Origin of the sequence: Pedococcus sp. 2YAF34 (genome assembly GCF_052114585.1) — a bacterium.
Taxonomy (GTDB): domain Bacteria; phylum Actinomycetota; class Actinomycetes; order Actinomycetales; family Dermatophilaceae; genus Pedococcus.
The window spans coordinates 17,762-43,026 of the sequence record NZ_JBFRFA010000032.1; the positions used below are offsets into that span (position 1 = coordinate 17,762).

Genomic DNA, 25,265 nt, shown 5'->3' on the forward strand with positions numbered 1-25,265 from the left:
CCGGGCGCGTCCACGTGACCACAACGCGCACCGACGCTGCAGGCGAGGCACAATCGGGCGCATGGTCAGGCGGGTCGCGGTCGTGGGGACGGGACCGGTCTCGGCGGAAGCGGGGTTGCACGCCGCCAGTGCCGGGGGCAACGCGGTCGACGCGGCGATCGCCGCCATCGTCGCGTCGATGACGACCGAGCCGGGCATCGTCTCCATGCTCGGGGGCGCGTTCGTCACCGTGTGGCCGGCCGGCGGCGACCCCGAGGTCATCGACGGCAACGTCGAGATGCCCGGGCGAGGGCTGCCCGTGGAGCGTTTCGGCACCGGGCTCCGCGAGATCACCACGACGTACGGGGGCGGGGTCACCCTGTACGCGGGGCACGGCTCGGTGGCGACGCCGGGGGCCTTCGCCGCGCTCGGGGTGGCCCACGACCGGCACGGCAGCGCGCCGTGGCGCGAGGTCCTCGCCCCGAGCATCGCGGCGGCCGACGACGGGTTCACGCTCGGGGCCGCGGCGGCGAGCTACCTCGCCATCACCGGTGACAGCGTCTTCGCGTGGGACCCGAACACCGCCCCGCTGGTCAAGCACGCAGACGGGTCGCCCCTGGCGGCGGGCGAGCTCACGACCAATCCCGACCTGGCCCGCACCCTGGAGCAGGTCGTCGAGGAGGGCGCCCGCTCGCTCTACACGGGCGACCTGGCCGCGCGCATCGCCGCGGACAGCGCCGAGCGCGGTGGGCTCGTCACGGCCGCGGACCTCGCGGCATACCGCGCTGTCGTGCGGGCCCCGCTGCGGCTGCGCCTCGGCCAGTGGGACGTCGCCACCAACGCCCCGCCATCGGTGGGCGGCCCGATGCTGGCCGTGATGCTGCGTGAGCTCGGCGGCTCGGGCTGGAGCTGGGCGCGCATCATCGAGGTGCAGCGGCACGTGCTGTCCTACCGCCACGGCGTGCACGACCTGTCGACCGACCTCGAGGAGGACGGCTACGCCCTGCTCGAGCTGGTCGAGCGGCACGGGCTGGCGGGTCTGCCGACCTCGTCGTCGACGGCGAACGTCGCGGCGGTCGACAGCGACGGCACGGTCTGCACCATCACGGCGTCGAGCGGGTACGGCTCGGGGGCCACGGTCCCCGGCACCGGCATGATGCTCAACAACTGCCTCGGCGAGCCCGAGCTCAACCGCCTCGGCCTGCACGCCCTCGCGCCCGGCACGCGCCTGGCCTCCAACATGGCGCCGTCGGTCGCGCGGTCCGACGCGGGTGGTGCGCTCGCGATCGGCAGCCCCGGCGCCGACCGGATCACCACGGCACTCATGCAGGTCCTCGGGCGGCACTGCCTCGAGGGTGCGTCGCTGCAGGACGCGGTGGACGCGCCGCGCGTGCACGTGCGGATCCTCGACGACGGCACCACCCGCGTCGACCACGAGGACGACCCGGGCATCCTCGCCGCGGTGGCCGACAGCGGCCTGCCGTCCTACAGCCACGGGCCGCTGTCGATGTACTTCGGCGGGGTCGGGGTCGCCGCGCGCGAGCCGGACGGCACCCTGCTCGCCGCGGGCGACCCCCGCCGCGAGGCCGCCACCCGCATCGGCTGACCGCCACCGCGTCGTTCGCGTCGGGCAGCTGGTTCGAGGTGTTCGAGGCCCGGAGCCCGGCAGCGGGATACCTCGAACCAGGCGTCAGCGGGAGGCGCCGGTCACGGCCCAGGCGTCGCTGCGCACCCGCCGGTGGAAGAACAGCCCACGGATCGCCATGAACACGGTGAACACGGCCCACAGCACCGCGACGGCCCAGGGTGCACCGTGGGCCAGCAGCCGGTCACCCGCGACGTGCACGGCGATGGCGAGCGGGGCGTAGAGGACGAACGTCGCCGCCATGGCCTTCGCCAGCCACCGTCCGTCGCCGGCGCCGATGAGCACGCCGTCGACGACGAACACATATCCCGAGAGCGGCTGGCCCAGGGCGACGACCACCAGCGCCGCCGCGAGGGCCGACCGCACCGCCGGGTCCTCGGTGAACGCCAGTGGCAGCACCCGGTGCACCGCGAGGACCAGCACCCCCAACGCCGCCCCGCCCCACAGCCCCCAGCGCACCATGAGCGCGGTGGCCGACCGGGCGCCCGCCACGTCGCCGGCGCCCAGCGCCCGACCCGTGAGCGCCTGGGCTGCGATGGCCAGCGCGTCGAGCGCGAACGCGAGGAAGCTCCACACCGTCGCGGACACCTGGTAGGCCGCGAGCGGCACGTCGCCGAGCCCGGCCGCGACCCACGTGGTGAGCAGCAGGACCGCCCGCAGGGCGAGCGTGCGCACGAGCAGGGGTATGCCGGTGAGTGCCGCGCGGAGCACCCGGCCGGGGTGCGGGTGCAGGGTCGCACCGGCCCGGCGGGCGTGCCGGACGAGGACGACGACGAGCCCGGTCGCCATACCGGTCTGGGCGATGACGGTCCCCCACGCGGACCCGGCGATGCCCCAGCCGAGCCCGTAGACGAGGACGAGGTTGAGGACGATGTTCGACGTGAAACCAAGGACGGACGCGACCAGGGGCGTCCGGGTGTCCTGCAGCCCCCGGAGCACCCCGGTGGCCGCGAGGGCCACGAGCATCGCGGGGATGCCGAGGGCGGAGATGCGCAGGTAGGTCGCGGCGTACCCGAGCGCTGCCTCGGACGCGCCGAAGAGGCGGCACAGCGGCTCGGCCGAGAGCCCGACCGCCACGGCAGTCACGGCGCCGAGGCCGATGGCCAGCCACGTGCCGTCGACTCCTGCGCCCAGGGCACCGCGCTCGCTGCCGGCCCCGACCTGGCGGGCGACGATGGAGGTGGTGCCGTAGGCGAGGAAGACGAAGATGTTCGCGGCGGTGATGAGGGTGGCGCTGGCCACGCCGAGGCCGGCGAGCTGGGCGGTGCCGAGGTGGCCGATGATCGCGGAGTCGGCGAGCAGGAAGAGGGGCTCGGCCACGAGGGCGAGGAACGCGGGGACGGCGAGCCGCAGGACCTCCCGGCCCTGGGTGGACCCTGCCCCTCCGGCGCTGCGCACCGCGCCACGGTACCGGCGGGGTGGCTCAGCGGCCCCAGCGGTCGCGGACGGTGCCGACCCAGGTGGCGAAGTCGTCGGCCATGTCGACGGCCAAGGGGTCCATCAGCCACTGCACCTGCAGGCCGTCCATGAGGGCGACGGCCTGGCGGGCGAGCTGGTCGGCGGGGACGGCCTGGTCGGCCGAGCCGTCGCGGGCCGCCTCACGCAGGGCTTCGGCCAGCGACGTGACGGCCGACCGGTGGTGGGCCCGCAGCCACTCGTGGCCGGGGTGCCCCGGCTCGACGGCCTCACCGGCCAGGCTGGTGAACAGCCGCACCAGTCCCTCGCGCTCGCTGTTGAGGCCGACGAGGGTGACCATGTCGTCCCACACTTCCCAGCCCCGGGGCGGGTGGTCCCGCCCGGCGGCCAGCGTCTGCAGGTCGCGCAGGTCTCGGTGCTCGAGGACTGCGGCGAGAAGCTCCTCCTTGGCGGGGAAGTGGTGCAGCAGGCCGGTCTGGCTCAGCCCCGCAGCCTCGGCGATGCTCGTCATGGCGGTCGCGTGGAACCCTCGCTCGGCGAAGAGCTCCGCTGCCGCCTCGACGATGCGCTCGCGCGTCAGCCGGCTCGCCGAGCCCGGGGGCCGCCCGCGCCCGCGCCGCGGGCCGCCCTCGGACGCCTTCGCCGCACCGGAGGTCACATCGCCGGTGGCCCCGTCGCCAGAGGTCACGTCGCCGGAGGTCACCGCGACGGCGTCAGCGGCAGCTCGGCGCGCACGTCGCCGAGTCCGCGGGCGACGAGCAGGGTGCCGCCGGTCAGCGGCTCACCCCAGGCGTTCGCCTCCTCGTCCCAGTGACGCCACAGCCGGGCGTCGGTCGCGACGGTGACGGTGCCCTCGCCGCCGGCGGGGACCCGTACCCCTGCGAAGCCGACGAGCCGGACCGGCTGGTCGTCCTCGTCCGGGCGCAGGTAGACCTGCACGACCTCACGGCTGTCGTGCTCGGAGCCGTTGGCCACGGTGACCTCGACGGAGGGCGCAGCGGAGCCAACCGCTGTGGAGCCAGCCGCCGACGCGCCGTCACCCGAGCCAGCGGCACCGGACCCGCCGTCGACCAGGCGGGCCGACCGGTAGGTCCACGCGCCGTACCCGTCGCCGGCGCCGAGCCAGTGGGCCGGGGCGGGGGCGTGCCCGGCGGCGTACCCGCGGTATCCCACGAAGGTCCCGTCGCCGTACTCCAGGGTGAGCCCGTCGGGCACCACGTCCCAGGCGGGGGCGGCGCCGTCGGCGGCCGGCCACGAGGTGACCAGGCGGCCGGCGGGCTCGCGCACCCCGAGCAGGGCGTCGGCCACCGCGTGGCCGCCTTCCTGCCCGGGCAGGCCGACGACGAGCACGGCGTCGACCTGGTCGAACCACGGCATGAGCACGGGGGTGGACGCGTTGACGACGACCACGGTGCGCTTCGCCGCGGACGCCACGGCCGAGACCATCGCGTCCTGCTCGCCGGTCAGCGCCAAGGTCGACTTGTCGGTCGCCTCGGTCTCCTGCTCCTCGGTGAGGCCGACCGCCACGACCGCGACGTCGGCGGTCCGGGCCGCCTCGACCGCCGCGGCGATGGTGTCGTCGGCCGAGGCCGGTACGGGGCGCGCGACGAGGGACTTCACCCCCATGCCGGACGCGATGAGGTGCGAGAGCTGGTTGACCTCACCGTTGGGCGCGGGCCGCGGCTCGGAGCGGACGAGGGTCACGGTCGCCTCGACTAGCGCGCCCTCGGCGAGCTCGACGTCCTCGGTGAACCCAGGAGGCTTGAGCATCGCCTCGCCGGGGTCGTAGCCCTCGGCCACGAGGGTGCTGGCCGCGACCTGCTCACCGTCGACCGCGATGGTCCAGGCGCCGACGCCCACGGCGCCCAGCTGCGCCCGGCCCGCCTCGGTGACGCGGGCCGCGATGGTGACCCTGGCCGCCGGGCGCGGGAAGTCGTCGTCCCAGCCGACGCTGACGCTGGTGCCGTCACTGTGCGCCTCCCCGAGCAAGCCGCCGTCGGCGTCGTGGTGGAGCACCCGCACACCGGTCTCCCCGGTCTCGGGGTCCCGCAGCCACGCGGGGTCGGCGGCGACCGGGCGCTCGCGGACCTCGACCCCGTCGACGACGGTGAGCCGCTCGCCGAGCGCCTCGCGCAGGCCGTCGGCGATGGACACCTGGTAGGGCGGGTTGACGGTGGCAGAGCCGCCGCCCATGCAGATGGTGTCGACGCCGTGCCGGCCGATCAGCGCGACCGTGGCGGCGGCGCTGACGGTGTTGTCGGCCTCGCCGGTGTGGCCGGCCAGGGGAAGGACGCCACCGTCGTTGCGCAGGACGACCATGCCGTCGGTCGCGAGCCGCCGCAGCTGCTCGCGCCGGGCCGGGGCGTCGGGGGCGAGGGAGTCCGAGGGCCAGGTGCGCCGCTGCTCGTCGCTGCCCAGGGCGCCCACCCGCTCGGCCAGGCGCAGCAGCCGGACGACGTGCTCGTCGACGACGGACTCCTCGACCGCGCCGGACTCGACGTCGGCGACCAGGGCCTCGCCCCACGGGCCGTCGGGGCCCGGCATCACCAGGTCGAGGCCGCCGAGTGCGGCCGGCGCGGAGGTCTTGGTCGCGAACCAGTCGGACATGAGCAGCCCGTCCCAGCCCCACTCGCCCTTCACCACCTCGTTGTTGACGTGGTCCTGCTCGGTCGCGGCGACACCGTTGATGTCGTTGTAGGCGGCCATGATCGACCAGGCGTCGGCGTCCTGTACGGCGATCTCGAAGGGCAGCAGGTAGACCTCGCGCAGGGCCGTCTCGCTCACGACGGAGTTCATGTAGTTGCGCAGCGTCTCGGACTCGTTGGCCACCAGGTGCTTGAGGCACGCGCCGATGCCGCGGCCCTGCATACCCCGCACGTAGGCAGCCGCCAGCCTGCCGGTGAGCAGCGGGTCCTCGGAGTACGCCTCGAACAGACGGCCGCCGAGGGGGGTGCGGTGCAGGTTGATGGTCGGGCCGAGGACGACGTGGATCTGCTGGCGCTCGGCCTCCTCCGCGAGCATCTCGCCGACCTCGTGCGCGGTCTCCTCGCTCCAGGCGCTGGCGAGGACCGTGGCGCTGGGGAAGAGCGCGACGTGGTCGCCGCCGGTGAACTTCAGGCCGCGCACGCCGGTCGGGCCGTCGGAGAAGGCCATCGGCTCGAGCCCGATCGACTCCTCGCCGTGGAGGGTGAACGACGTGGCGCCGGTGAGCAGGCGCACCTTGGTGGCGAGGTCGAGACGGCCCACGAGGTCGAGGAGCTCGGCGTGGCTGCGTCCCGGGGCGGGGATGGACGTGGTGGTCATGGCGGGTGCTCTTCCGGGACGAGGGCATTAATAGAGTCGATTAACTATTACATCCCCGGCGCGGGTTGTCGAGGGTCCCGCCGCCGGTGTCCGTGGTGAGGGGCAGGATGGGCGCGTGACGACGATCGTGTTCCTGCACGCCCACCCCGACGACGAGGCCTCCCAGACCGCGGGTGCCATGGCGCGCGCCGCCGCAGAGGGGAGCCGCGTGGTCACGGTCTTCGCGACCGGCGGCGAGCACGGCGAGCTCCCGGCTGCCGGCCTGCCGGAGGGTGAGACCCTCACCGACTGGCGCCGCCGCGAGGCGCAGGCGTCGGCTGAGGTGCTCGGTGTGCAACGGGTGGCCTGGCTGGGCTACCGCGACTCGGGCATGACCGGCTGGGAGCAGAACTCCCACGCGGGCGCCTTCCACTCCGCCGACCTCGACGAGGCTGCCGGCCGGCTGGCCGCGGTGCTCGACGAGGAGGACGCCGACGTGCTGGTGGGCTACGACTGGCACGGCGGCTACGGCCACCCCGACCACGTGCGCGTCCACGCCGTCGTGCACCGGGCCGCCGAGCTCGCCGGCCGGCGCCCGCGCCTGCTGGAGTCGACGATGAACCGCGACCAGGTGCGGCGCTGGTACGAGCAGGCCGTGGCGGCCGGTCAGCAGGAGACCAGCTTCGACCCTGACCGCCCCATGGACGACGGCAACCCGCTCGGCACGCCGGAGGACGAGATCCACTGGCGGGTCGACGTCACCGGCTACCTCGCCCAGCGTCGGGCAGCGCTCGAGGCCCACCGCAGCCAGGCCACCGACATCGAGGGCATGCTCGGGATGCCCGAGGAGTTCTTCACGGCCTTCTTCGGGTTCGAGCACTACATCGAGCCCGGCCGCGAGCCCGGTATGCAGGAGGGCTGGCCCTTCGGCGCCTGAACGAGTCCGTGGGGCGCGCCCGGTGCCGGCGGCCGCCCTGCACCGGCTCAGAGGTGCTTCAGGGCCTCGCGGCGGCTGAGCGGGGAGAGCCGGTCGCCATACTCCTGCACCGTCGCCCGCACCATCTCCGGCTCCGTGCGTGCGTACTGGCGCAGGGCCCAGCCGATGGCCTTGCGCAGCCAGAAGCTGGTGTCGGTGAGGTTGGGCTCGATGCACGCGCGCAGCAGCTCGGTGTCGGTGGGCTCGCGGAACGTCAGCTGGCTGAGGACGGCGGTCCGGCGCAGCCACAGGTCGTGGTCGGTGGCCCAAGCTCGCACGACCGGTGCCACGTGGACCGGGTCGGCGAGCAGGATCGGGCCGACCCGGCGGCTGGCCACCTCGTCGACGAGGTCCCACCAAGCGCCCGTGGCGACGAGGTGGCGGTAGAGCGGGAGGGTCTCGGCGTCCTGCCACGGCCGGTAGGTGCGGTGGCCGGTCAGGGCGATCGCGGCGTACCGCTCCTCGCGGTGGGTGGCGCCGTCCCAGAGCTCGCGCACCGCGGCCTCCCAGTCGCCCCGGTCGGTGGGGCGCAGCCGTGGGTCGGCGAGAAGGGGGCGCAGCAGGGCGCGCAGCTCAGGTGAGGTGATGCCGCGGTACGGCATCGCCGACTTCATGTAGGCCTGCTGGGCCAGCGCGCGCTGTGGGTCCCCGGCGCCCTCGACCGTGTGCCGGATCGCGCGGACGAGGGGGTGTGTCACGGAGCCAGCATGGCCGAACGGGCGTCAGAATGTCGCCACGCCGCGGTCAGCCGCGGTCGCCGACCACGAGGGGGAACCACGTGTCCGTACCGCCGCCTGCCGGGCCGCCCGAGCCCAAGCCCGTCCCGGTGACCGTCGGCGGCACGCGCCGCCCCGTCACGCTGCCGACCTGGGTCAACGTCGTGCTGGTGCTCACCCTCTTCGTGTCGTGCGGCGCCAACCGCGACACCTCGAGCTACCCCCAGACAGACGAGATCGCCAACCAGGTCGTGAACCAGCTCCAGAACGGCACGGACGGCTCGGGGACGGTGTCCGGGGCCGACGTCCGGGACCTGTGCAAGATGCTCGGCGCGGTGCTCGACGCGCAGAAGAAGAAGGTCGACGACGTCATCCCCGGCGCCGTCACGCAGTGCGCCGACGCTGCTCGGCAGGCCGCCAACCCCTGACCGGGGCGACCCCGCGCCCGTCGCGCGGTACGGCGACGTCGTCGGTGGTGGCAGTCCTGGGAGGTCCTTCGGTCGGCGGGTTCACAGGGTCTGACCGAGATCGGTCGTGGAACTCATCACACGTCGATGAGGACATGCTGCTGGCCGGTTGTGGCCGGCCTCGAAGGGATTTCGGTCAGGCGGCGCCGTACCGGGTGCGGGCGCGCTCGCGTGCCTTCTCCGCCTCCACCTCGCGGTCCTTGGGAGGGGCGCTGGTGGTGAGGTGGTCGAGCAGGTGCTGCGTCGCGTGGGCGATCTCGGCGACGGCCTCGTCGAACGCCTCCTGGTTGGCCTGGCTCGGCTTCGTGCTGCCGCTGACCTTGCGGACGTACTGGAGCGCTGCCGCCCGCACCTCCTCGGTCGTGGCCGCAGGCTCGAAGTTGTGCAGCTGGCGGATGTTTCGGCACATGCTGGAAAGGCTACGGCGCACCACCGACAGAGCGCAGGGGTTCACAGGCGCGCTCGTCGGACGGACACGCCCGAACTATTTCGGGTCCACACCCGGTGGACGACATCCGTGCAGGTCAGCGAGGTGCGTTTGCTGCTGGTCGCCGCGCGTCCACAGGGTTATCCCCCGACTGTGCACAAGTGGCCCGGGCGTTGCGCACACGTTGTCCACACGCTCTCCACAGGGGCCGTTTGAGCGGGAGGGAGCAGCGCCCCTACGGTGTGGCGGGTCGCCTCCGCGAGCCGGTCCCGCAGCCTGTCGCCCCACCCCACACGGGTCGACGTCCGCGCGGTGACCGACCGGGTCCCCACCGTTGTCGGCGGGTGGTGGTGTACTCGAATCACATCGGCGTTGTTCGTCCTCGATCGCGGTTGCAGGGAGTTGGCAGAGTGTCTCTTGCGGAGCTGAGCACCAGCGCGTTCAGTTCTGGAGGCGACGGCCCGCCCGGTGAGGACCGGGTGCCTCCCCAGGACGTCCACGCGGAGCAGTCCGTGCTCGGCGGCATGCTGCTGTCCAAGGACGCCATCGCCGACTGCGTCGAGGGCCTGCGTGGCACCGACTTCTACCGCCCGGCGCACGAGCTGATCTACGACGCGATCCTCGACCTCTACGGCCGCGGTGAGCCCGCCGACGCGATCACCGTGTCCGACGAGCTGTCCAAGCGCGGTGACCTCCAGCGCGTGGGTGGCCAGGCCTACCTGCACACCCTGATCCAGGCCGTCCCCACCGCGGCCAACGCCGGCTACTACGCCGAGATCGTCTCCGAGCGCGCCGTCCTGCGCCGCCTGGTGGAGGCCGGCACCCGCATCGTCCAGCTCGGCTACCAGCAGGGCAACGGCGACGTCGAGGACATCGTCAACGCCGCCCAGGCCGAGGTGTACGCCGTCGCCGACAAGCGCGGTGGAGAGGACTACGTCGCCCTTGGTGACGTCCTCGAGGACACCCTCAACGAGATCGAGGTCGCTGCCGGCCGCGACGCCAACGAGATGCTCGGTGTGCCCACCGGGTTCATCGAGCTCGACGAGCTGACCCACGGCCTGCACCCCGGTCAGATGATCGTCCTGGCCGCGCGTCCCGCCGTCGGCAAGTCGACCATGGGCCTCGACATCGCCCGCGCCGCGGCGATCAAGCACAAGCAGGCCACGGCCATCTTCTCCCTCGAGATGAGTCGCAGCGAGATCACCATGCGCTGCCTGTCGGCCGAGGCGCAGATCCAGCTGCAGGACCTGCGCAAGGGCACCATCGGCGACGCCGGCTGGAAGAAGCTGGCGCGCATCATGGGCCAGATCTCGGACTCGCCGCTGTTCATCGACGACTCCCCGAACATGTCGCTGATGGAGATCCGCGCCAAGTGCCGGCGCCTCAAGCAGCAGCACAACCTCAAGCTCGTCGTCATCGACTACCTCCAGCTCATGAGCTCGGGCAAGAAGGTCGAGTCGCGCCAGCAGGAGGTCTCGGAGTTCTCCCGTGCCCTCAAGCTGCTGGCCAAGGAGCTCGAGGTCCCGGTCATCGCGATCAGCCAGCTGAACCGTGGCTCGGAGCAGCGCGCAGACAAGCGCCCCGCCATGTCCGACCTGCGTGAGTCGGGTTCCATCGAGCAGGACGCCGACATGGTCATCCTGCTCCACCGCGAGCCCAAGCTCGAGGGCCGCGAGGGTGAGGTCGACGTCATCGTCGCCAAGCACCGCAACGGCCCCACCAAGGACATGGTGCTGGCGTTCCAGGGTCACTACGCCCGGTTCGCCAACATGGCCCAGAACTTCTGACCAACGCGGCCGAGGCCGGCTGACCCTGAGCTCACGGGTTCTGGATCAGGCGCAGGAGCGTCCCGTCGGGGTCGACGAGGTAGCCGATGCGCAGCCCTGAGGGTTCGAGCCGGGGCGGGTGCAGGCGCGGCCACCCTCGGTCCGCCTCGGGGACCCCGGTCCCACGGCACCGGGCGTAGAAGGCGTCGACGTCGTCGAGGCGCAGGCAGCAGCTGAAGGAGCTGGTCGCCGGGTCGAGGCCGGCGAACGGGAAGAACTCCAGCGTGAGGTCGTGCCCGGACAGGATCATCCAGCCCTCGTCGCGGTACGCGGGCTCGAAGCCCAGCGCTGCGTAGAAGGCCGTCGTCGCGTCGAAGTCGCGAGACGGCAGGTTCGGGGTCGCCAGGTTGCCCACGTGTCCTCCCTTGCTCTCGGGCACAGTCTTCCCCTGCCCGGTGGGGTGGAGGAAGCGCCCAAGGTCCCTACCGAGTGCCCGCTGGGCGGGTGTGACGGCGCGGCGGGAGGGCTCGCCGGACGGTGGCGCGTACCCAGCCTCCCGCTGTGCTCAGCCGACGCGGCGGCGTACCCGGTCACGCACCTCGTGCAGCGCGGCGGCCATCTCGGCGCTGACCCGTTCGCGATCGGTGAGCCAGTCGAAGAGGACGTGGTCGTCCCTGGTCACGCCGAGCAGCACGTCTGCGGTGGCAGCGGCGACGAGCGCGCCGGTCCGGGGCACGGGCAGACCGCCCCCTGCGACCTCGTGCGCCCACGTGTCGGCGAGGGCGAGGAGGTCGTCGTCCACGTGCCGGCGGCGCGCCGAGGTCAGCGACGCAGCCGCGGCGGGCAGGGCGCCGACGGCCGCGTCGTCGACCGCGGCACGGACCTCGGCCACCAGCTCGTCGAGGTGCAGCTCCATCAGCCAGGAGGGCATGCCGCGCCCCGCGAGCACCCGGGACAACCAAGCCACCTGGCGCACTGCCTGCTCCTCGTCGAGCGGTGCGAGCGAGATGAGCCACGCGGAGTCCGAGCTCGCGAACCGCGCTCCGCGCTCGCCGTACCGGATGCCGTAGTAGGGCATGACGTCGAACGAGCGCTGCGCCGCCCGCACCGCCGCGCGCACCAGCGTGGCATCGGTCGTCACGGGGTAGGCGCCCGCCTCCGGGTTGACCACGGCAGCGTCGATCGACTGCCCGGTCGACCGTCGCAGCAGGCCGGCGACGACGTGCCGCTCCGCCTGCCCCACGAGGTCGGCGACGTGCGAGCCGGGCCCGAACTCGGTGAGCCGGCCCTCGACGGCCGCCCGCAGCGTGGCGGCATCGGTGGAGCCCGTGGCCACGACGAGCCGCTCGATCCCCACGACGGCGGCGAGCACGGCAGGATCCTCGACGCGACCGGTGAGCGTGCGGTCGGCATGGGCGAGGAGCAGCTCGCGGGCCTCGCGGGCCTGGACGTCGTCGGTCATGGCGCGCATTCTGCCGTGTCGCCTCCACCCTCCCCACCGTCCTGCCAGACTGCCGGCAGGCAGGCACCGCAGGGGGCCTTATCGAGCACTCGGGGGCGGGGCATGGGGCGGTCGCGGCTGCCCGCACCGCGGGCCGGTGAGGAGCCCGTGAACCCGGCAGAGATGTTGCGCCTCACCCCCACGCTGCTCTGGGTGCTGCTGCTTGCCCTCACCCTCTTCGTCCTGGCGCTGGGTGCCGTCGCCGGAGTCGCGGGCCTGGTGGTCCGCCGTCGCCTGGCCGCACCCGGGTCCGTGCCGGGACCACGGCCGCGCGCGACGCGCTGGCTCATCACCGGGCTGGTGGTCGACGGGCTCGTGCTCGCGGTGGCCGCCGTTGGGCTAGCCACCGCCCCGAGCTCTCACGTCCCGGTGCCGTCCGCCCGCGCCAACGCCCAGGACGTGGTCGCGGCCTACCTCGACGCCTCGAACGCGCACGACGTCGGCACCATGAACGCGATCCTGGACCCCGCCCGCATGGGGACACTGAGCAGGTTCCGCGCCACATGGGTCGTCGACGAGGTCGACATGCAGCCCGTGGAGGCCTACCACGAGCTCGACTCGGTGCTCCCGGCCGGCACCGAGGTCGTCCGGGTGCCCGTCGACCTGGTCGTCATCCGCGGAACCGACCTGACCGTGCCCGACCACACGCGTCTGCCCTGGGGTTTCGTCCTCGCCCGGCCGGACGCGCGGCACCGGTGGCGGATCGTCGACCAGGGGTTCTGACCATGGGCTGGGCTGGGCTGGGCCCGGTTCGGCCGGCCCGGCCACCCGTGGCCCAGCGTGGGTGGCCGGGCGCGGGTGGCCGGGCACCCGTGGCTCGCACTCGGGGCGCGTCAGTCGTCGGTTGCGCCCTCGTACGCGGGGGTGAGCTCGGTCCACCGCGCCTTCCAGGCGGCGGCGGGAGCCTCGGCCGACCAACCGCCCTCGTGCACGGGGCCGTCCGTGGCGAGCGAGCGCCCGAGGTCCTCGAGGTGGACCTGCCACCCCGCGCCGTAGAAGTGCAGCGACCCGACCGGCAGGCCGCGTTCCTCGACCACGAGCCGGGTGCGATCGCCCTCGGCGGTGAGCCATGCCTCCAGCTGCGACTCGTCCTCCGTGCCCGGCTCGGTCGTGAGCAGGAGGTGGTGCGGCGCCTCGCAGGCCTCGATCACCGCCGGCCCGCTCCAGGTGCTGGTGAAGGTCGCGTGGACCGTGCCCCCCTCGCGCAGGTCGCCGTCGACCTCGGCGATCCAGCGAGCCAGCCGCTCCGGCGTCGTGCAGGCCGCCCACAGGTCGTCGATACCCGTGTCGTAGACGTCCTCGACCCGCACGGCCCCCCGCGTCCCGTCCAGTGCTCGTGTCGTTCCGATGATGTTCATGACGTCCCCTTCTTCCCTCGTGCGATCTCGGTGTGCAGTGCGTCGAGGCGGTGCTGCCACAACGCGCGGTAGTCCTCCAGCCACTCGTCGACCTCGACGAGGCCCTCCGGACGCAGGCTGTAGATCCGCCGCTGTGCCTCCTGCCGCACGTCGACGAGCCCGGCCTCGCGCAGCACCCGCAGGTGGCGCGACACCCCGGGCCGCGCGATGGGCAGGGCGTCCGCCAGCTCACCGGCCGTGGCCGAGTGGTCGCGCAGGATGCGCAGGACGGTCCGACGGCTCGGGTCGGCCAGGGCTTGGAGTACGGAGTCCATGGGAGTCAACGTAGCCGGGCGGGTACGTAACCGCAAGGGTACGCACAGGCCGTGGGGCGCGGGCCGTGGGGAGGAAAGCGGCCCATGTGCCGAAAGTTGCGGGCTGGGTACGGCGCGGGGCGCGGGGATGCGGCCCATGGGCCGAAAGTTCGGGGTCGGGTACGGCGCGGTGGGCGGGGATGCGGCCCATGGGCCGAAAGTTCGGGGTCGGGTACGGCGCGGTGGGCGGGGATGCGGCCCATGGGCCGAAAGTTGCGGGCTGGGTATGGCGCGGTGGGCGGGGATGCGGCCCATGGGCCGAAAGCTCCGGGGCGGCCTACGACAGCTGGGGCCACGGCTCTCGCCGTGACCCCAGCTGGTTCCACCGCCGCAGGGCGGCGGAGCGTGGTTACTTCAGCACGATGGTGGTCGTGTGGGCCACGCCGTCACCGAGGACGACCTGCAGCTGCCAGGCACCGGCCGACAGCGGACGGGTGTCCAGGTTGTAGATGTACTGGCCGTCGCCGTAGCGGAAGGCGTTGCCGAGGTTGGCCGTCGAGGTGGCGGTCGCGTCCTTGGTCGAGCCCGTGACGGCGAGCTTGGTCAGTACGAGGCGCGCTGCGCCGTCGGTGACTTCCGCGGAGTACCCGGTCAGGGCGAACTTCACGGGGATGCTGCGGCCCAGCTTGTAGGAGCCGCCGTCCACGACCGGCGCGAGCAGGCCCGACCAGCCGTAGGTGACGTCGACCGTGAAGGACTTCGAGACGGCATTGCCGTGGGCGTCCGTCGCGGTGCAGGTGACGGTGGTCGAGCCCGGTCGGAACGAGCCGCCGGCCGGCGTGAGCGAGGTGCCACGGTCGTCGACACACGCGGGGACGACCGCCCCGTCGACGAGGTCGGTCGCAGTGACCGGTGCGTCGAAGGTGACGGGCGTGGACGACCCGGTCGCGGTGGCGGCCACCGTGGTGGGCGTCGCCAGGGCCGGTGCGGTGGTGTCCTCGACCTCGACGGCGAACGAGGCAGAGCTGGTGTTGCCCTCCGCGTCGGTGGCCGCGCAGGTCACCGTCGAGGCGCCCACGGCGAACGTCGAGCCGGCGGCCGGGGTGCAGGTGACGGGCACGGTGCCGTCAACCGCGTCCGTGGCGGACGGCGCGTCCCAGGCGACGCTCGCCCCGGAGGCCGAGGTCGCTTCTGCGGTGCGGGTCGCCGGGATGCCGGTGATGGCCGGTGCCGTGGTGTCGACCACCGTGTACTGCTCGCTCTGCGAGCCGGTCAGGCCGCGGCTGTCGGTGTAGGAGCAGGTCGCCGTGCGGGCGCCGAGGCCGTCCGCGGCACGCGGACCGCTGGTCGCCGAGATCATGGCCGCCGGCGAGAGGGTGCCGTCGAACGCGTCGGTGACGAGGCAGCCCGGGTCGGCGCTGCCGTACTCGAGCGTGCGGCTGCCGGGCAGTCCGGTGACGCTCACCTGCGGCGGGCTCGTCTGCAGCGGGGTCCAGGACGACGCACCGACTGCCTGGTAGCGGGCGCCCCACGCGCCGTCGCAGCACGGCTCGGCGGCATACACCTCGATGGTGTGCGCGCCGGCAGTGAGGTCGGCGGTGTACGAGAGGGACGCGGAGGTGTTGTCCAGGTTGCCCCCCGCCCAGGTGTCGTACCAGTGGCCCACGACGACGACGCCGTCGACGAGCAGCTCGCTGCCGTTGCCGGCGTCCGGGCCGAACTGGAAGGTCCAGGACCCGTCCGTCGCGGCCGTGAAAGGCACCACCAGGTGGGAGATGATGTTGGAGTTGGTGCCGCAGTACGCCTGGTTGGAGAGCCCGTCGGCGGAGACCGGCGTCACCCCGGTGTTGCAGTACCCCCAGTACGCCGTGCGGGACGCGCTCTGCCAGGCGTCGGCCATCGCCGACGGCGAGGACACGAACGAGGGCCAGTAGTGCGAGGTGTACGAGAGCTTGCCGACCGTCCCGCTCGGTGCGGTGTCGGCCATGGCGGCCGGTGCGAGCGCGCCGACGCCGAGGGCGATCGAGCCGAGGGCGGCGACACCGACTGCGCGTCGGGCGCGCGCTGCCCACCGCCCCGTCTGCTGGGTGCCGAGTCGTGAGATGGCGGTGCGAAGTGGGCGGCGTAGAGCCACAAGTCCTCCCGGTGTGAGCGGTCCCTGCTGGACCAGTGCCTGTGACGTTGCCACCCCTGACCTGCGGATATGTCCTCTTTGCCGGTGCTGAACGGATGAGAGTTGCTGGCCGAACGGCTGGTATCAGCGCACCGCTCCGTCCCGGTGCCCTCGTTTGGTACCGGGTGCCGCGACTGGTCGTGCCCGCAGGGTCCCCTTCGAGCCGGACGAGAGCCGGACCAGCGCGCGTCGCTCAGGCCGAGATGGCCGCGAGGGCGTCGTCCACCATGCGCAGCCCCTGGGCTTCGAACTCCTCGTCGCCGACCTGGTGCGCCCACGCGGCGGTGCTGACCGCCTCCCGCAGGAGCGTGCGGTGCCACGCCCCGGGCTCGCGGGGGTCGGCGCCGTACCCCTCGAGGAAGGCGCGTTCCAGGTCAGGCCGGCCACGGAACTGCTGCACCTGCAGACGGGCCAGGTCGGTCATGGCCGGGCGCAGTGCCGCGCGGCCGAAGTCGATGATGCTGACCACGCCGTCGTCGTCGACGAGCCAGTTGCGCGGCTGCCAGTCACCGTGGGTCGGCACGAGGGTCGTGGACGGGGTCGGCCACGAGGCGACGAGTCGGCGCAGTCTCGCCACGACGTCGCCGGCGATCCGGTGCGGGGAGTCGAGCCAGGCGAGGGTCCTGCGGTTCTCCCGTGCCTCGTGACCCTCGTCGGTGGTGCCGCCCTGACGGTGCAGGAGGGCCAGCAGCTCCCCGGCCTGGCGGTAGGTGGCCGCGGCGTGCTCGTGCTCGGTGCCCAGGACGAGCCGGCCAGACAGGTGGTGGGTGACGAGCAGGCGGGTGGGGAGGTCGGCGAAAGCCAGCAGAGGCGCCCGACCCAGCGAGGTCCACGGCTGCAGCCAGCTCTGGTGCGCCCGGATCTCCCGGGCCATGTGGTGGTCGTCAGGGCCGCCGGCCTTGACGATGTAGCGCCGGCCCGCGTGCACCACCTCGCGCACCGCGCGCTCGACCTGGCCCCAGCTGTGGTCGTGCACCACCTCGGCGCCGGGCAGCCAGAGGTCGAGCAGGTGCAGCTGATCGGCGGAGGGCAGGGCGACGGGAGCAGGCACGGCCGACACCCTAGGACCGCTCGCGTCAGAGCCCTGCCAGGAACGCGTCCAGCCTGTCGAGCAGCAGCGCGGTGGCCTCGGCGTCGTAGGCCGGCAGCGAGGAGTCCATGAACAGGTGCTGGTCGCCGGGGTAGAGGAACAGCTCCCCGCCGGCCTCCGCGACCAGTGCCTCGGCCGCCGGCTTGTCCCACTCGTTGTCGAACTCCGGGTCGTGCTCCATCGCGTGCACCTGGACCGGCAGGCCGGCGGGCCAGGTCGGGCTGAACTCGGAGACCGGCAGCGCCCCGCAGAGCAGGATGGCCCCGCGGGCCCCGCCACGGGTCTGGGCCAGCTGCTGGGCGGGGCCGAGCCCGAGCGAGATCCCGGCGTAGACGACCTCCGCGGGCAGGGACTGAGCCGCCTCGACGCCCTTGGCGCCGATGGTCTCGAAGCCGACCTCGCGGGCGTGCCCGACACCCTCGTCCAGCGAGTCGAAGGTCTGGCCGTCATAGAGGTCGGGGGTGTGGATCGTGTGGCCCCGCCTGCGGAGCTCGTCGGCGAGTGCCGTCACCCCCTTCGTCAGCCCCTGCGCGTGGTGGAACAGCACGACCTCGGCCATGACGACCTTCCCCTCTCGTCGGTGTGGGCCGGGGGCGTCCCGGCTGCGCCCACGCTAGCCCCGACCGGTGACAACCTCCCGGCTCGGACCGCCGGGCTTCCGTCAGGCCCAGATCGCGGCCGGGATGCCGTCGGACCAGGTCTGCGGCGGGTCGGGCAGCGGCCGCGCATCACCTGCCGCGTGACGGGCGGCCGTCCACGCCGCGGCACACGCGTCGAGGACGTCGTCGGCAGCATACCCGGGACCGGTCAGCACCGATGGCGAGGCGAGCCCGGCCGCAGCGAGGGCGGCGAGCCGATCGCGCCGCCCCTCGTCGGTCTTCTTGCCGGAGAGCAGCGGAGCCCCGGCCATAACCGCGAAGCTCAGCTCCGGGTGCACCTCCAGCACGCCGACCGTGGGACGGCTGCGGACCCAGGCGTCGACCTCGAGGATCTTCGCGCGCAGGGCGAAGGCCTGCGCCCCGACGCCCTGCCCGGCCAGGGCGCGGTTCACGACGTCGGCCTCGGCCCGGGTTGCCTCGGCGTACGCAGCGCGCGTCAGGGTCGTGAACACCGAGGACGCCTTCCCCGCCAGCGCCCTGCGCGCTAGGGCGTCGGCCTCGCGGGTGCTGGCGTCGGGCAGGCCGATGGGGATATCGATGCCGACGACCTCGATGCCCAGCGACTGCCGGACCGACTCCACCAGGCCGGAGATCGACGAGGCGACGGCCACCCGGGGACGCGGCGCCCCGGGTTCGAGGATCGCCCCGACCCAGCCGGCCTTGCACGCGTCGACACCCAGGACGGGGACGGTCACCTCCACGGGCGGCAGCGGCACAGGACCGTCGTCGACCGCTGCTTCGGCGCGGCCGCCGACCGTGGCGAGGGCGGCACCGAGCTCGCGGACCGCGCTGTCCACCCGCTCCAGCGCGGCGTCGGCGCCACGGTCGCCGGCGGCGAGGCGGTCGCGGAGGTCGGTCGCCTCCGCGACCAGCCGGTCGGCGAGCCGCCGGACGTCGTCGGGCCCGGTCATGACGGCCTCACCGGAGCCTCGCGAGGCCGAGCCAGTCGGCGAGCGCGTCGATCTCGGCCTCCACGGCGGCGGTCATCTCCTCGGTGAACCTCACGTCCTGGTGCACGGCATACACCTCGAACACGCCCTCCTTGCGCTCTGCCTTCGCGTCGAGCTTCCCCACCAGGCGGTCGCCGTAGAGGATCGGCAGGGCGTAGTAGCCCCAGCGCCGCTGCGAGGCGGGTTTGTAGACCTCGAGGACGTACTCGAAGCCGAACAGCTCCTGCGCCCGCGACCGGTCGTAGACGAGCCGGTCGTAGGGCGACAGCAGGGCGGCGCGACCCCGGAACTCGTCGACGTCGTCGCCCTCGAGCACTTCGGGATCCACCCGCCACTGCCCGGCGACACCGTCGACCACCACCGGCACCCCCACCTCGCCGACGTGGACCGGCTCACCGGGCCGTGAGGTGCCGCCCACACGGGCGATGCCGAGGGAGGCGAGGCGGCGGGCCGCCCGCTGCCGGGCGGCCTCCTCGAGAGGCACCGCGGGGGCGTCCGGGTAGACGCGCTCGGCGAGGTCGAACAGCCGCTGGCGCCCCCGGCGTCCACTGACGGCGACCTCGGCCTTCCTCACGAGGAACTCCAGCATCTGGGTGACGTTGCGGTTGTTGGTCCAGCCGGACGACGGCCACGGTTCGACGCTGGTGTCCGGGATGTCGCGGGACAGCAACGGGCCGTGCTCCTCCAGCCTGGCGAGGACGTCGCGGCGGAACGGCTCGTTGACCCGGAGCCACTCGCGGGCGTCGGCCCAGGGCGGCCACGCCTCGTGGTCGGCCAGGTGGAGGGGCACGTCGTCCATGGGACGGATCCGCCCGTCGAGCTCGACCAGGGTGCGGCTCTCGAGCGCCTGCTGCAGGTCGGCCGACCGGTAGGCCGACCCGAGCCGGCTCCAGAGCACCAGCTCGGCGCTCGGGGCGATGGGTGCCGCGGGATCGACCTGCACGAGGCCCAGCTGCTGCACCACCTCGATGAGGTCACCCGGTCGCGGCAGGTCCAGCAGCTGCGCGCGCACGGCGAGGCGCCGGGCCTGCGCACGGCTGATCTCCCGCACTGCCGTCTGCTCCCTGCTGGTCCGGCGCACAGCGGTCAGGCCGGGGTCCACAGGGAGACGCTGAACCGGTTCGCGCGGTCGGTCCACCACCCGGCCGCGGCGAAGCCGGCCTGCTCGAACTCCGCCTGAAGGCGCTCCCGGGTGAACTTGGCCGAGATCTCGGTGCGCAGCTGCTCACTCGCCGCGAAGTCGACCTCCAGGTCGAGGTCGGCGATGCGCACGTGCACGTCGCGCACCGCCTCCAGGCGCATCTCGATCCAGGCGTGCTCGGCGTCCCACACGGCGACGTGGCGGAAGTCCGCTGCGTCGAAGTCGGCCCCGAGCCGGCCGTTGACCACCTCGAGGACGTTGAGGTTGAAGGCGGCCGTCACCCCTGCGGCGTCGTCGTAGGCCGGCACGAGCACGTCGGGCGACTTCACGAGGTCGGCGCCCAGCAGGAAGGCGTCGCCGGGCTGAAGGGCTGACCTCAGGGTGGTGAGGAAGTGCGCGCGCTGGTCGGGTGCCTGGTTGCCGATGGTGCCGCCGAGGAACACGACCAGCCGTCCACCGGACACCTCGCCCCGGTCGACAGCCAACGCCTGCGCCAGCCCGTGCTCGAAGTCGGCCCGCACCGTCTCGAGGGCGAGCGTCGGGTAGCGGGCGGCGAGGTCGTCGGCGGCGGCGTGCAGCGCGCTGTCGCTCACGTCGATCGCGCGGTAGGCGGCCTGCTCGCCTTCAGGGGTCGTGGCCAGCACCGCCTCGATGAGGGCGCGGGTCTTCTCGGAGGAGCCCGACCCGAGCTCGACGAGGTGGCGGCAGGACGCGGCACCGACGATCTCCGCGGCGTGGTCGAGGAGGATCTCGCGCTCGGCGGCGAACGGGTAGTACTCGGGGAGCCGGGTGATCTCCTCGTAGAGCTCGCTGCCGACCTTGTCGTAGAACCACTTCGGCGGCAGGGTCTTCGGGCTGCTGGTCAGCCCGGCGCGGACGTCCTGGGCGAGGCTGCGCTCGCTGAAGTCCTCGGGCAGGTGGTCTCGGTGTCGCTGGGCCATCGGCTCGCTCTCGTCCGTCCCGCCCCCGGGTCTCCGGGTCGGCGTGCTGGGCCGACGCTACCGACGGCCACCGACATCGGCCTCCCGAGAGGACGCGCAGGCCCCGATCCCTCGGTGGTGCCACCCCTCAGCCGGTGGCCCGTCGGCCGCGGCGCGCCTGGAGGTAGTCACTGACGACATACTCGCCGAGCCGGTCGACGCTCGGGGTGAAGACGCGCCCACCCGCGCGCCGGGCGACGGCGTCGACGAACCGCGCCAGCCCCGGGTCCTCGCCGAGCATGAACACGTTGAGGGCGGCGCCGGACCGTCGCAGCTCGTCGACCTGGGCGACGGTCGCGCGCAGGGTGGCGTTGCTCGTGGGCCACCGGAAGGTCGGTACGCCGTCGTCCCCGAGGTGCGCCGTCGGCTCACCGTCGGTGACCACGAGCACGACCGGCTGCGCCTGCGGGTGCCGGCGCAGGTGCCGGGTCGCCAGCATCAGCGCGTGCTGGAGGTTGGTGCCCTGTACCCACTCCGGCTCGGCGTCGGCGAGCTGCACGGGGGTCAGGCGGCGGGCGGCCAGGTTGAACCCGATGATCTCCAGGGCGTCCTGCCGGAACCGCGTCTGCACCAGGTGCGACAGCGCCAGCGCCGTCTGCTTCATCGGCCCCCAGCGACCCTCGTTGACCATCGAGAACGACATGTCGACGCACAGGGCGACCGCGGCGGTGGTGCGGCGCTCGGTCTCGACCACCTCGAAGTCGGACACGTCGAGGCTGACCCGGCCCGGCTGGATACCGGCGCGGCGCAGGGCGTTGCCGACCGTGCGGGGCACGTCGAGGGGTTGCTCGTCGCCGAACTCCCACGGGCGGGTCAGGCCGGTCGGCTCGTCGGCGTGGCCGCTGCGGCGGTCGTCGTGGTCGCCGTGTCCCTGCGCGGACAGGCCTTCGAACACCTTCTTCAGCGCCGTCTCGCCGAGGCGCCGGACCGCCCGAGGGGTCAGGCGGAGGCCGTCGTCGCCCTGGCTGAGGTAGCCCTGTCGCTCCAGCTCGCGTTCGAGCTGCCGCAGGGCCTCGAGGTCGCGGGCGACGTCGGCGCCGAGGTGCTGCTCGAGGCGTTCGACGTCGATGTCGTCCAGGCTCGACCCGGCGTAGGACTGCCCGACCTGCTCCATGAGCGACTCGAGGTCGGCGAGCTCGGCCACCGCCTCGACGGCGGCGCTGTAGCCCATCGGCTCACCGCCGGGCCGCATGCCGACGGGGCTGCCGCGGTCGAGGCCGGGTCGCAGCGCGCGCAGGTTGTCGCCGAGCTGGGCCATCTCCGAGGCGAGGTCGGCGTCCGCGAGCGCGTCGCTCATGAGCTGGGCCAGCTGCTCGCGCTGCTCGGGGCTGAGCGAGGCCATCATCCGCGCGGCCGCGGCCTGGCGCCGGGCGAGGGCGTCGATGAGCTCGTCGACGTCCTGCGGGTCCTCGGGGAACATCTCGCCGTGCTTGTCCATGAACTGCCGGAACGCGTCGGTCGTGTCCTCGCCCCGGGCGTGCGCGGCGAGCAGCTGGTTGAGGTCGGCGAGCATGTCGCGGACCGCGGCCATCGCCTCCGGGTCGGGGTCCGACAGTGCCCGCGCCATGCCGGCGAACTGGGCGTCGAGGACCTCGCGCTGCAGCATCTGGGCGATCGAGTCGTAGATCGACTTGGCCTCGGGGGAGTGCCACTCGTGGGAGGCGAGGGCGCGGACCTGTCCGGCGACGTCGTCGGGCAGGGTCGCGAGGTCCATCTCGGCGAGCCGGGCGTCGTCGGTGTCCTCACCGGCGAGGGTGTCGTGCTCCGCGGCGAGGGCCTGGTCGAGGGCGGCGCGCACCTGGTCGAGGGTGCCGGACAGGTCACCGCGCCGTCGGGCGGCGTCGCGGGCCCGGCGGATGCGGTCGGCGAGCTCGTCGAGGCCACGGCGTCCGTCGACGCCCTGTCTCAGCAGGTCGCGCAGCGCCTCGCGGGCGGAGCCCCCGGCGAGGACGTCGCGGCCGATCTGGTCGAGCGCGGAGCGCACGTCGAACGGCGGCGCGAGCGGGTCGGCACCCCCGTGCCACGGCCCGTACCGGAAGCGGTCACCGTGGTGACCGGCGCCGGGGCCCGAGCCGCGCCCGGTACCCCGCCCGCCTCCGTCCCCGCGCCCGTGGGCGCCCGAGGAGGGCACGGTCAGGCCCCGTAGACCGTGCGGCCGGCCACGGTGTCCTTGTCCAGGCGCCGGGTGAGGTGCAGGCCCTCGAGGACGAACTCGACAGCCGCTGCGACCTGACCGGGCCCCGCGTCGTCGCCGTGGCCGAGCCGGTCGAGGACCTTGGACAGGCCCGGGGTCGCCCCGATCTGCGCGAGCAGGTCGGCTGCGGGCACCAGCTCGCCGGTCTCGACGACGTCGCCCTCGGCGAACCGCTCGGTGAACCCCGACAGGTCGAGGCCGGCCAGGCGCGCCCGGAAGGTCTCTGCCGTCGCGAGCCGCAGGAGGTGGTCGAGCACGTCGCGCTCGCGACCCTCCTCGCCCATCTCGAACTCCACCTTGCCGAGCAGCGTCGGCACCACCGTGGGGACGTCGCAGATGCGGGCCACCGCCTCGGCCTCGCCGGCCCGGGCGGCGCGACGCAGCGCGGACGCGCTCACGCTCTCTGCCGCCGCGATCGAGAACCGCGCCGACACCCCCGACCGCTGGTCGACCGCGGAGGACTCGCGCAGACCGCGGGTGAAGCGGGCCAGCACCTCGACGAGGTGCTCCGGCACGTCGGCCACCGTCTGGGCCTCCTGCTGGATCAGGCGGACCTCGTCGGAGACCTCCTCCTGGTAGTGCGTGCGGATCTCGGCGCCGAAGCGGTCCTTGAGCGGGGTGATGATGCGGCCGCGGTTGGTGTAGTCCTCGGGGTTGGCCGTCGCGACGAGCAGCACGTCGAGCGGCAGGCGTAGCGAGTAGCCGCGGATCTGGATGTCGCGCTCCTCCAGGACGTTGAACATCGCGACCTGGATGCGCTCGGCGAGGTCGGGCAGCTCGTTGAGCCCGAAGACGCCGCGGTTGGCCCGGGGGACCAGGCCGTAGTGCACGGTCTCCGGGTCGCCGAGGGTGCGGCCCTGCGCCACCTTGACCGGGTCGACGTCGCCGACCAGGTCACCCACGCTGGTATCCGGCGTGGCCAGCTTCTCGGTGTAGCGCTCGTCGCGGTGCCGCCACACCACCGGCAGCTCGTCGCCCAGGTCGGCCTTGAGGCTCAGGCAGCGGGTGCAGACCGGCGCCGTCGGGTCGTCGTGGATCTCGCAGCCCGCGACGGCCGGCGACCACTCGTCGAGCAGCTGCCCGAGGGTGCGCATCAGGCGGGTCTTGCCCTGCCCGCGCTCGCCGAGGAGCACCAGGTCGTGCCCGGCCAGCAGGGCGCTCTCGAGCTCGGGCAGCACCGTGTCGTCGAAGCCGACGATCCCCGGGAACGCCGTCTCACCCGAACGCAGCCGGGCCAGCAGGTTGGCGCGGATCTCGGCCTTGACGCTGCGGTGGGCGTAGCCGGTGGCGACGAGCTCGCCGAGGGTGCCGGGACGTTCGGTCTGGGTCATTGCCCCACGCTACGTCCGGCCACCGACGGCCGACACCCGTGGGCACTGCCGGGCCGGGGAAGGGGCCGCGGACCGCTACTCGTCGACCGGGAAGGCGCAGAACTCGTTGCCGTCGGGGTCTGCCATCACCGTCCAGTGCGGCTGCGTGCCGAGGACCGTGGCGCCGGCCGCGACGAGCGCGTCGACCGAGGGGGCCTGGACGTCCCAGTGGAGGCGGTTCTTGCCACGCTTCGGCTCGGGGACGGGCACGAACACCAGGCTCTCGAACGGCAGCCCGGGAGCTGACCGCGCGTCCGTACCTGCCTCCAGCCACCACCAGTCGTGCTCGGTGTCGCTGCCCACCGCGAGGCCCAGCACCTCTCCCCACCAGCGCGCCACCTGCTCGGGGACCGCGCAGTCGACCACCACCTCGTACAGGTGGTAGGGCCGCAGCCGGTCGGGGGTGCGGACGAACGCGCAGAACTCGCCCCCCTCGGGGTCGGCCATCACGGTCCAGCGCTGCTCGTCGGTGGCCGGGACCAGCACGGTCGCGCCGAGAGCCTCCAGCGCCTCGACCGACTCGGTGTCGACGTCGAGGTGGACCCGGTGCTTGACCGTCCTGGGCTCCGGCACGGTGTTGAGCCACAGGCTCTGCTGCGGTGTCGCGCCCTCGAGGACGGCGGGGTCGGTGCGCCCCTCGCGGGCGGTGAGGCCGAGGACGGCCGACCAGAACGCGGCCTGGCGCCCTTCGTCGGACACGTCGAGGCAGAGGTCCTGGAACCGGGCGAGCGCCATCGGCCCAGCCTAGGGACGCGGGCGGCCGCCGCCCACCCCCGCGTCCCCGCCTCACCCGCGTCCCCCGCCTCACCCGCGTCACCAGCCCACCCGCCTACCCGGCTCACCCGGGTACCCAGCCCATGGAAGTGCGCCCTGCCACGAAGC

General features: G+C 73.5%; 23 protein-coding genes. 5 read left to right on the top strand and 18 right to left on the bottom strand.

Annotation, left to right across the window (positions count from 1 at the left end; translation table 11 throughout):
* The first annotated feature begins 61 nt into the window (after positions 1-61).
* Entirely contained in the window at positions 62-1,585 is a 1,524-nt protein-coding gene (locus AB4Z02_RS14970) for a gamma-glutamyltransferase (RefSeq protein ID WP_441971885.1), read from the top strand.
* Between the two features lie 84 nt (positions 1,586-1,669).
* On the opposite strand, the gene AB4Z02_RS14975 is transcribed toward AB4Z02_RS14970, so the two are convergent.
* From AB4Z02_RS14975 to AB4Z02_RS14985, 3 genes are read right to left on the bottom strand one after another with little or no spacing between them, the layout of a single operon-like run.
* Positions 1,670-3,022 carry an MATE family efflux transporter gene (locus tag AB4Z02_RS14975; protein ID WP_441971887.1) on the bottom strand — a complete coding sequence of 451 codons (1,353 nt, stop codon included), beginning with the start codon at positions 3,020-3,022 and terminating at the stop codon, positions 1,670-1,672.
* Positions 3,023-3,047: 25 nt separating this feature from the next.
* Complete coding sequence (locus AB4Z02_RS14980) at positions 3,048-3,728, bottom strand: TetR/AcrR family transcriptional regulator (protein WP_441971889.1); 681 nt, start codon at positions 3,726-3,728, stop codon at positions 3,048-3,050.
* Between the two features lie 11 nt (positions 3,729-3,739).
* Complete coding sequence (locus AB4Z02_RS14985; protein ID WP_441971891.1) at positions 3,740-6,343, bottom strand: beta-glucosidase; 2,604 nt, start codon at positions 6,341-6,343, stop codon at positions 3,740-3,742.
* A 115-nt stretch (positions 6,344-6,458) separates the two neighbouring features.
* On the opposite strand from AB4Z02_RS14985, the gene AB4Z02_RS14990 reads away from it, so the two are divergent.
* On the top strand, positions 6,459-7,259 hold the full coding sequence (locus AB4Z02_RS14990) for a PIG-L family deacetylase (protein WP_056884223.1): 801 nt from the start codon (positions 6,459-6,461) through the stop codon (positions 7,257-7,259).
* Positions 7,260-7,306: 47 nt separating this feature from the next.
* On the opposite strand, the gene AB4Z02_RS14995 is transcribed toward AB4Z02_RS14990, so the two are convergent.
* Entirely contained in the window at positions 7,307-7,996 is a 690-nt protein-coding gene (locus AB4Z02_RS14995) for a DNA alkylation repair protein (protein WP_441971892.1), read from the bottom strand.
* Between the two features lie 80 nt (positions 7,997-8,076).
* On the opposite strand from AB4Z02_RS14995, the gene AB4Z02_RS15000 reads away from it, so the two are divergent.
* Positions 8,077-8,442 (top strand): hypothetical protein, encoded by a 366-nt coding sequence (locus AB4Z02_RS15000; protein ID WP_441971894.1) that lies wholly within the window; start codon positions 8,077-8,079, stop codon positions 8,440-8,442.
* Between the two features lie 175 nt (positions 8,443-8,617).
* Here AB4Z02_RS15000 and AB4Z02_RS15005 read toward each other — a convergent pair whose 3' ends face one another.
* Positions 8,618-8,890: a DUF2277 domain-containing protein gene (locus AB4Z02_RS15005; RefSeq protein ID WP_056884226.1), complete on the bottom strand. Its 273-nt coding sequence runs from the start codon at positions 8,888-8,890 to the stop codon at positions 8,618-8,620.
* 443 nt (positions 8,891-9,333) lie between these two features.
* On the opposite strand from AB4Z02_RS15005, the gene dnaB reads away from it, so the two are divergent.
* Positions 9,334-10,695, top strand: a complete 1,362-nt coding sequence (dnaB, locus tag AB4Z02_RS15010) for a replicative DNA helicase (RefSeq protein ID WP_056884446.1) — start codon at positions 9,334-9,336, stop codon at positions 10,693-10,695.
* 31 nt (positions 10,696-10,726) lie between these two features.
* Here dnaB and AB4Z02_RS15015 read toward each other — a convergent pair whose 3' ends face one another.
* Complete coding sequence (locus tag AB4Z02_RS15015) at positions 10,727-11,089, bottom strand: bleomycin resistance protein (protein ID WP_441971916.1); 363 nt, start codon at positions 11,087-11,089, stop codon at positions 10,727-10,729.
* Positions 11,090-11,239: 150 nt separating this feature from the next.
* Entirely contained in the window at positions 11,240-12,136 is an 897-nt protein-coding gene (locus AB4Z02_RS15020; protein WP_441971896.1) for a hypothetical protein, read from the bottom strand.
* A gap of 147 nt (positions 12,137-12,283) precedes the next feature.
* On the opposite strand from AB4Z02_RS15020, the gene AB4Z02_RS15025 reads away from it, so the two are divergent.
* A complete protein-coding gene (locus AB4Z02_RS15025) occupies positions 12,284-12,898 on the top strand; it encodes a hypothetical protein (protein ID WP_441971897.1) in 615 nt (204 codons plus the stop codon).
* A 110-nt stretch (positions 12,899-13,008) separates the two neighbouring features.
* On the opposite strand, the gene AB4Z02_RS15030 is transcribed toward AB4Z02_RS15025, so the two are convergent.
* From AB4Z02_RS15030 to AB4Z02_RS15080, 11 genes are all read right to left on the bottom strand, one after another.
* Positions 13,009-13,533, bottom strand: coding sequence for an SRPBCC domain-containing protein (locus tag AB4Z02_RS15030; protein WP_056884230.1), 525 nt, complete (start codon positions 13,531-13,533; stop codon positions 13,009-13,011).
* Positions 13,530-13,847: an ArsR/SmtB family transcription factor gene (locus AB4Z02_RS15035; protein WP_441971898.1), complete on the bottom strand. Its 318-nt coding sequence runs from the start codon at positions 13,845-13,847 to the stop codon at positions 13,530-13,532. The genes AB4Z02_RS15030 and AB4Z02_RS15035 overlap by 4 nt, the downstream gene beginning before the upstream one ends.
* Positions 13,848-14,235: 388 nt before the next feature.
* Positions 14,236-15,960 carry a CCXG family PEP-CTERM protein gene (locus tag AB4Z02_RS15040; RefSeq protein ID WP_441971900.1) on the bottom strand — a complete coding sequence of 575 codons (1,725 nt, stop codon included), beginning with the start codon at positions 15,958-15,960 and terminating at the stop codon, positions 14,236-14,238.
* Between the two features lie 232 nt (positions 15,961-16,192).
* Complete coding sequence (locus AB4Z02_RS15045) at positions 16,193-17,050, bottom strand: phosphotransferase family protein (protein WP_441971901.1); 858 nt, start codon at positions 17,048-17,050, stop codon at positions 16,193-16,195.
* Between the two features lie 25 nt (positions 17,051-17,075).
* Positions 17,076-17,648, bottom strand: coding sequence for a dienelactone hydrolase family protein (locus AB4Z02_RS15050; protein WP_441971903.1), 573 nt, complete (start codon positions 17,646-17,648; stop codon positions 17,076-17,078).
* A gap of 102 nt (positions 17,649-17,750) precedes the next feature.
* Positions 17,751-18,659 (bottom strand): DUF429 domain-containing protein, encoded by a 909-nt coding sequence (locus AB4Z02_RS15055; RefSeq protein ID WP_441971905.1) that lies wholly within the window; start codon positions 18,657-18,659, stop codon positions 17,751-17,753.
* A gap of 7 nt (positions 18,660-18,666) precedes the next feature.
* The gene (locus tag AB4Z02_RS15060; protein ID WP_441971907.1) at positions 18,667-19,800 is read right to left on the bottom strand and encodes a DNA glycosylase AlkZ-like family protein; all 1,134 of its coding nucleotides are present in this window, start codon (positions 19,798-19,800) and stop codon (positions 18,667-18,669) included.
* Positions 19,785-20,780 carry an L-histidine N(alpha)-methyltransferase gene (gene egtD / locus AB4Z02_RS15065; protein ID WP_441971909.1) on the bottom strand — a complete coding sequence of 332 codons (996 nt, stop codon included), beginning with the start codon at positions 20,778-20,780 and terminating at the stop codon, positions 19,785-19,787. The genes AB4Z02_RS15060 and egtD overlap by 16 nt, the downstream gene beginning before the upstream one ends.
* Before the next feature lie 127 nt (positions 20,781-20,907).
* Positions 20,908-22,950 carry a vWA domain-containing protein gene (locus AB4Z02_RS15070; protein WP_441971911.1) on the bottom strand — a complete coding sequence of 681 codons (2,043 nt, stop codon included), beginning with the start codon at positions 22,948-22,950 and terminating at the stop codon, positions 20,908-20,910.
* A gap of 2 nt (positions 22,951-22,952) precedes the next feature.
* Positions 22,953-24,344 (bottom strand): sigma 54-interacting transcriptional regulator, encoded by a 1,392-nt coding sequence (locus AB4Z02_RS15075; RefSeq protein WP_056884236.1) that lies wholly within the window; start codon positions 24,342-24,344, stop codon positions 22,953-22,955.
* Positions 24,345-24,419: 75 nt separating this feature from the next.
* Entirely contained in the window at positions 24,420-25,118 is a 699-nt protein-coding gene (locus AB4Z02_RS15080; RefSeq protein WP_441971913.1) for a VOC family protein, read from the bottom strand.
* Positions 25,119-25,265: the final 147 nt, after the last annotated feature.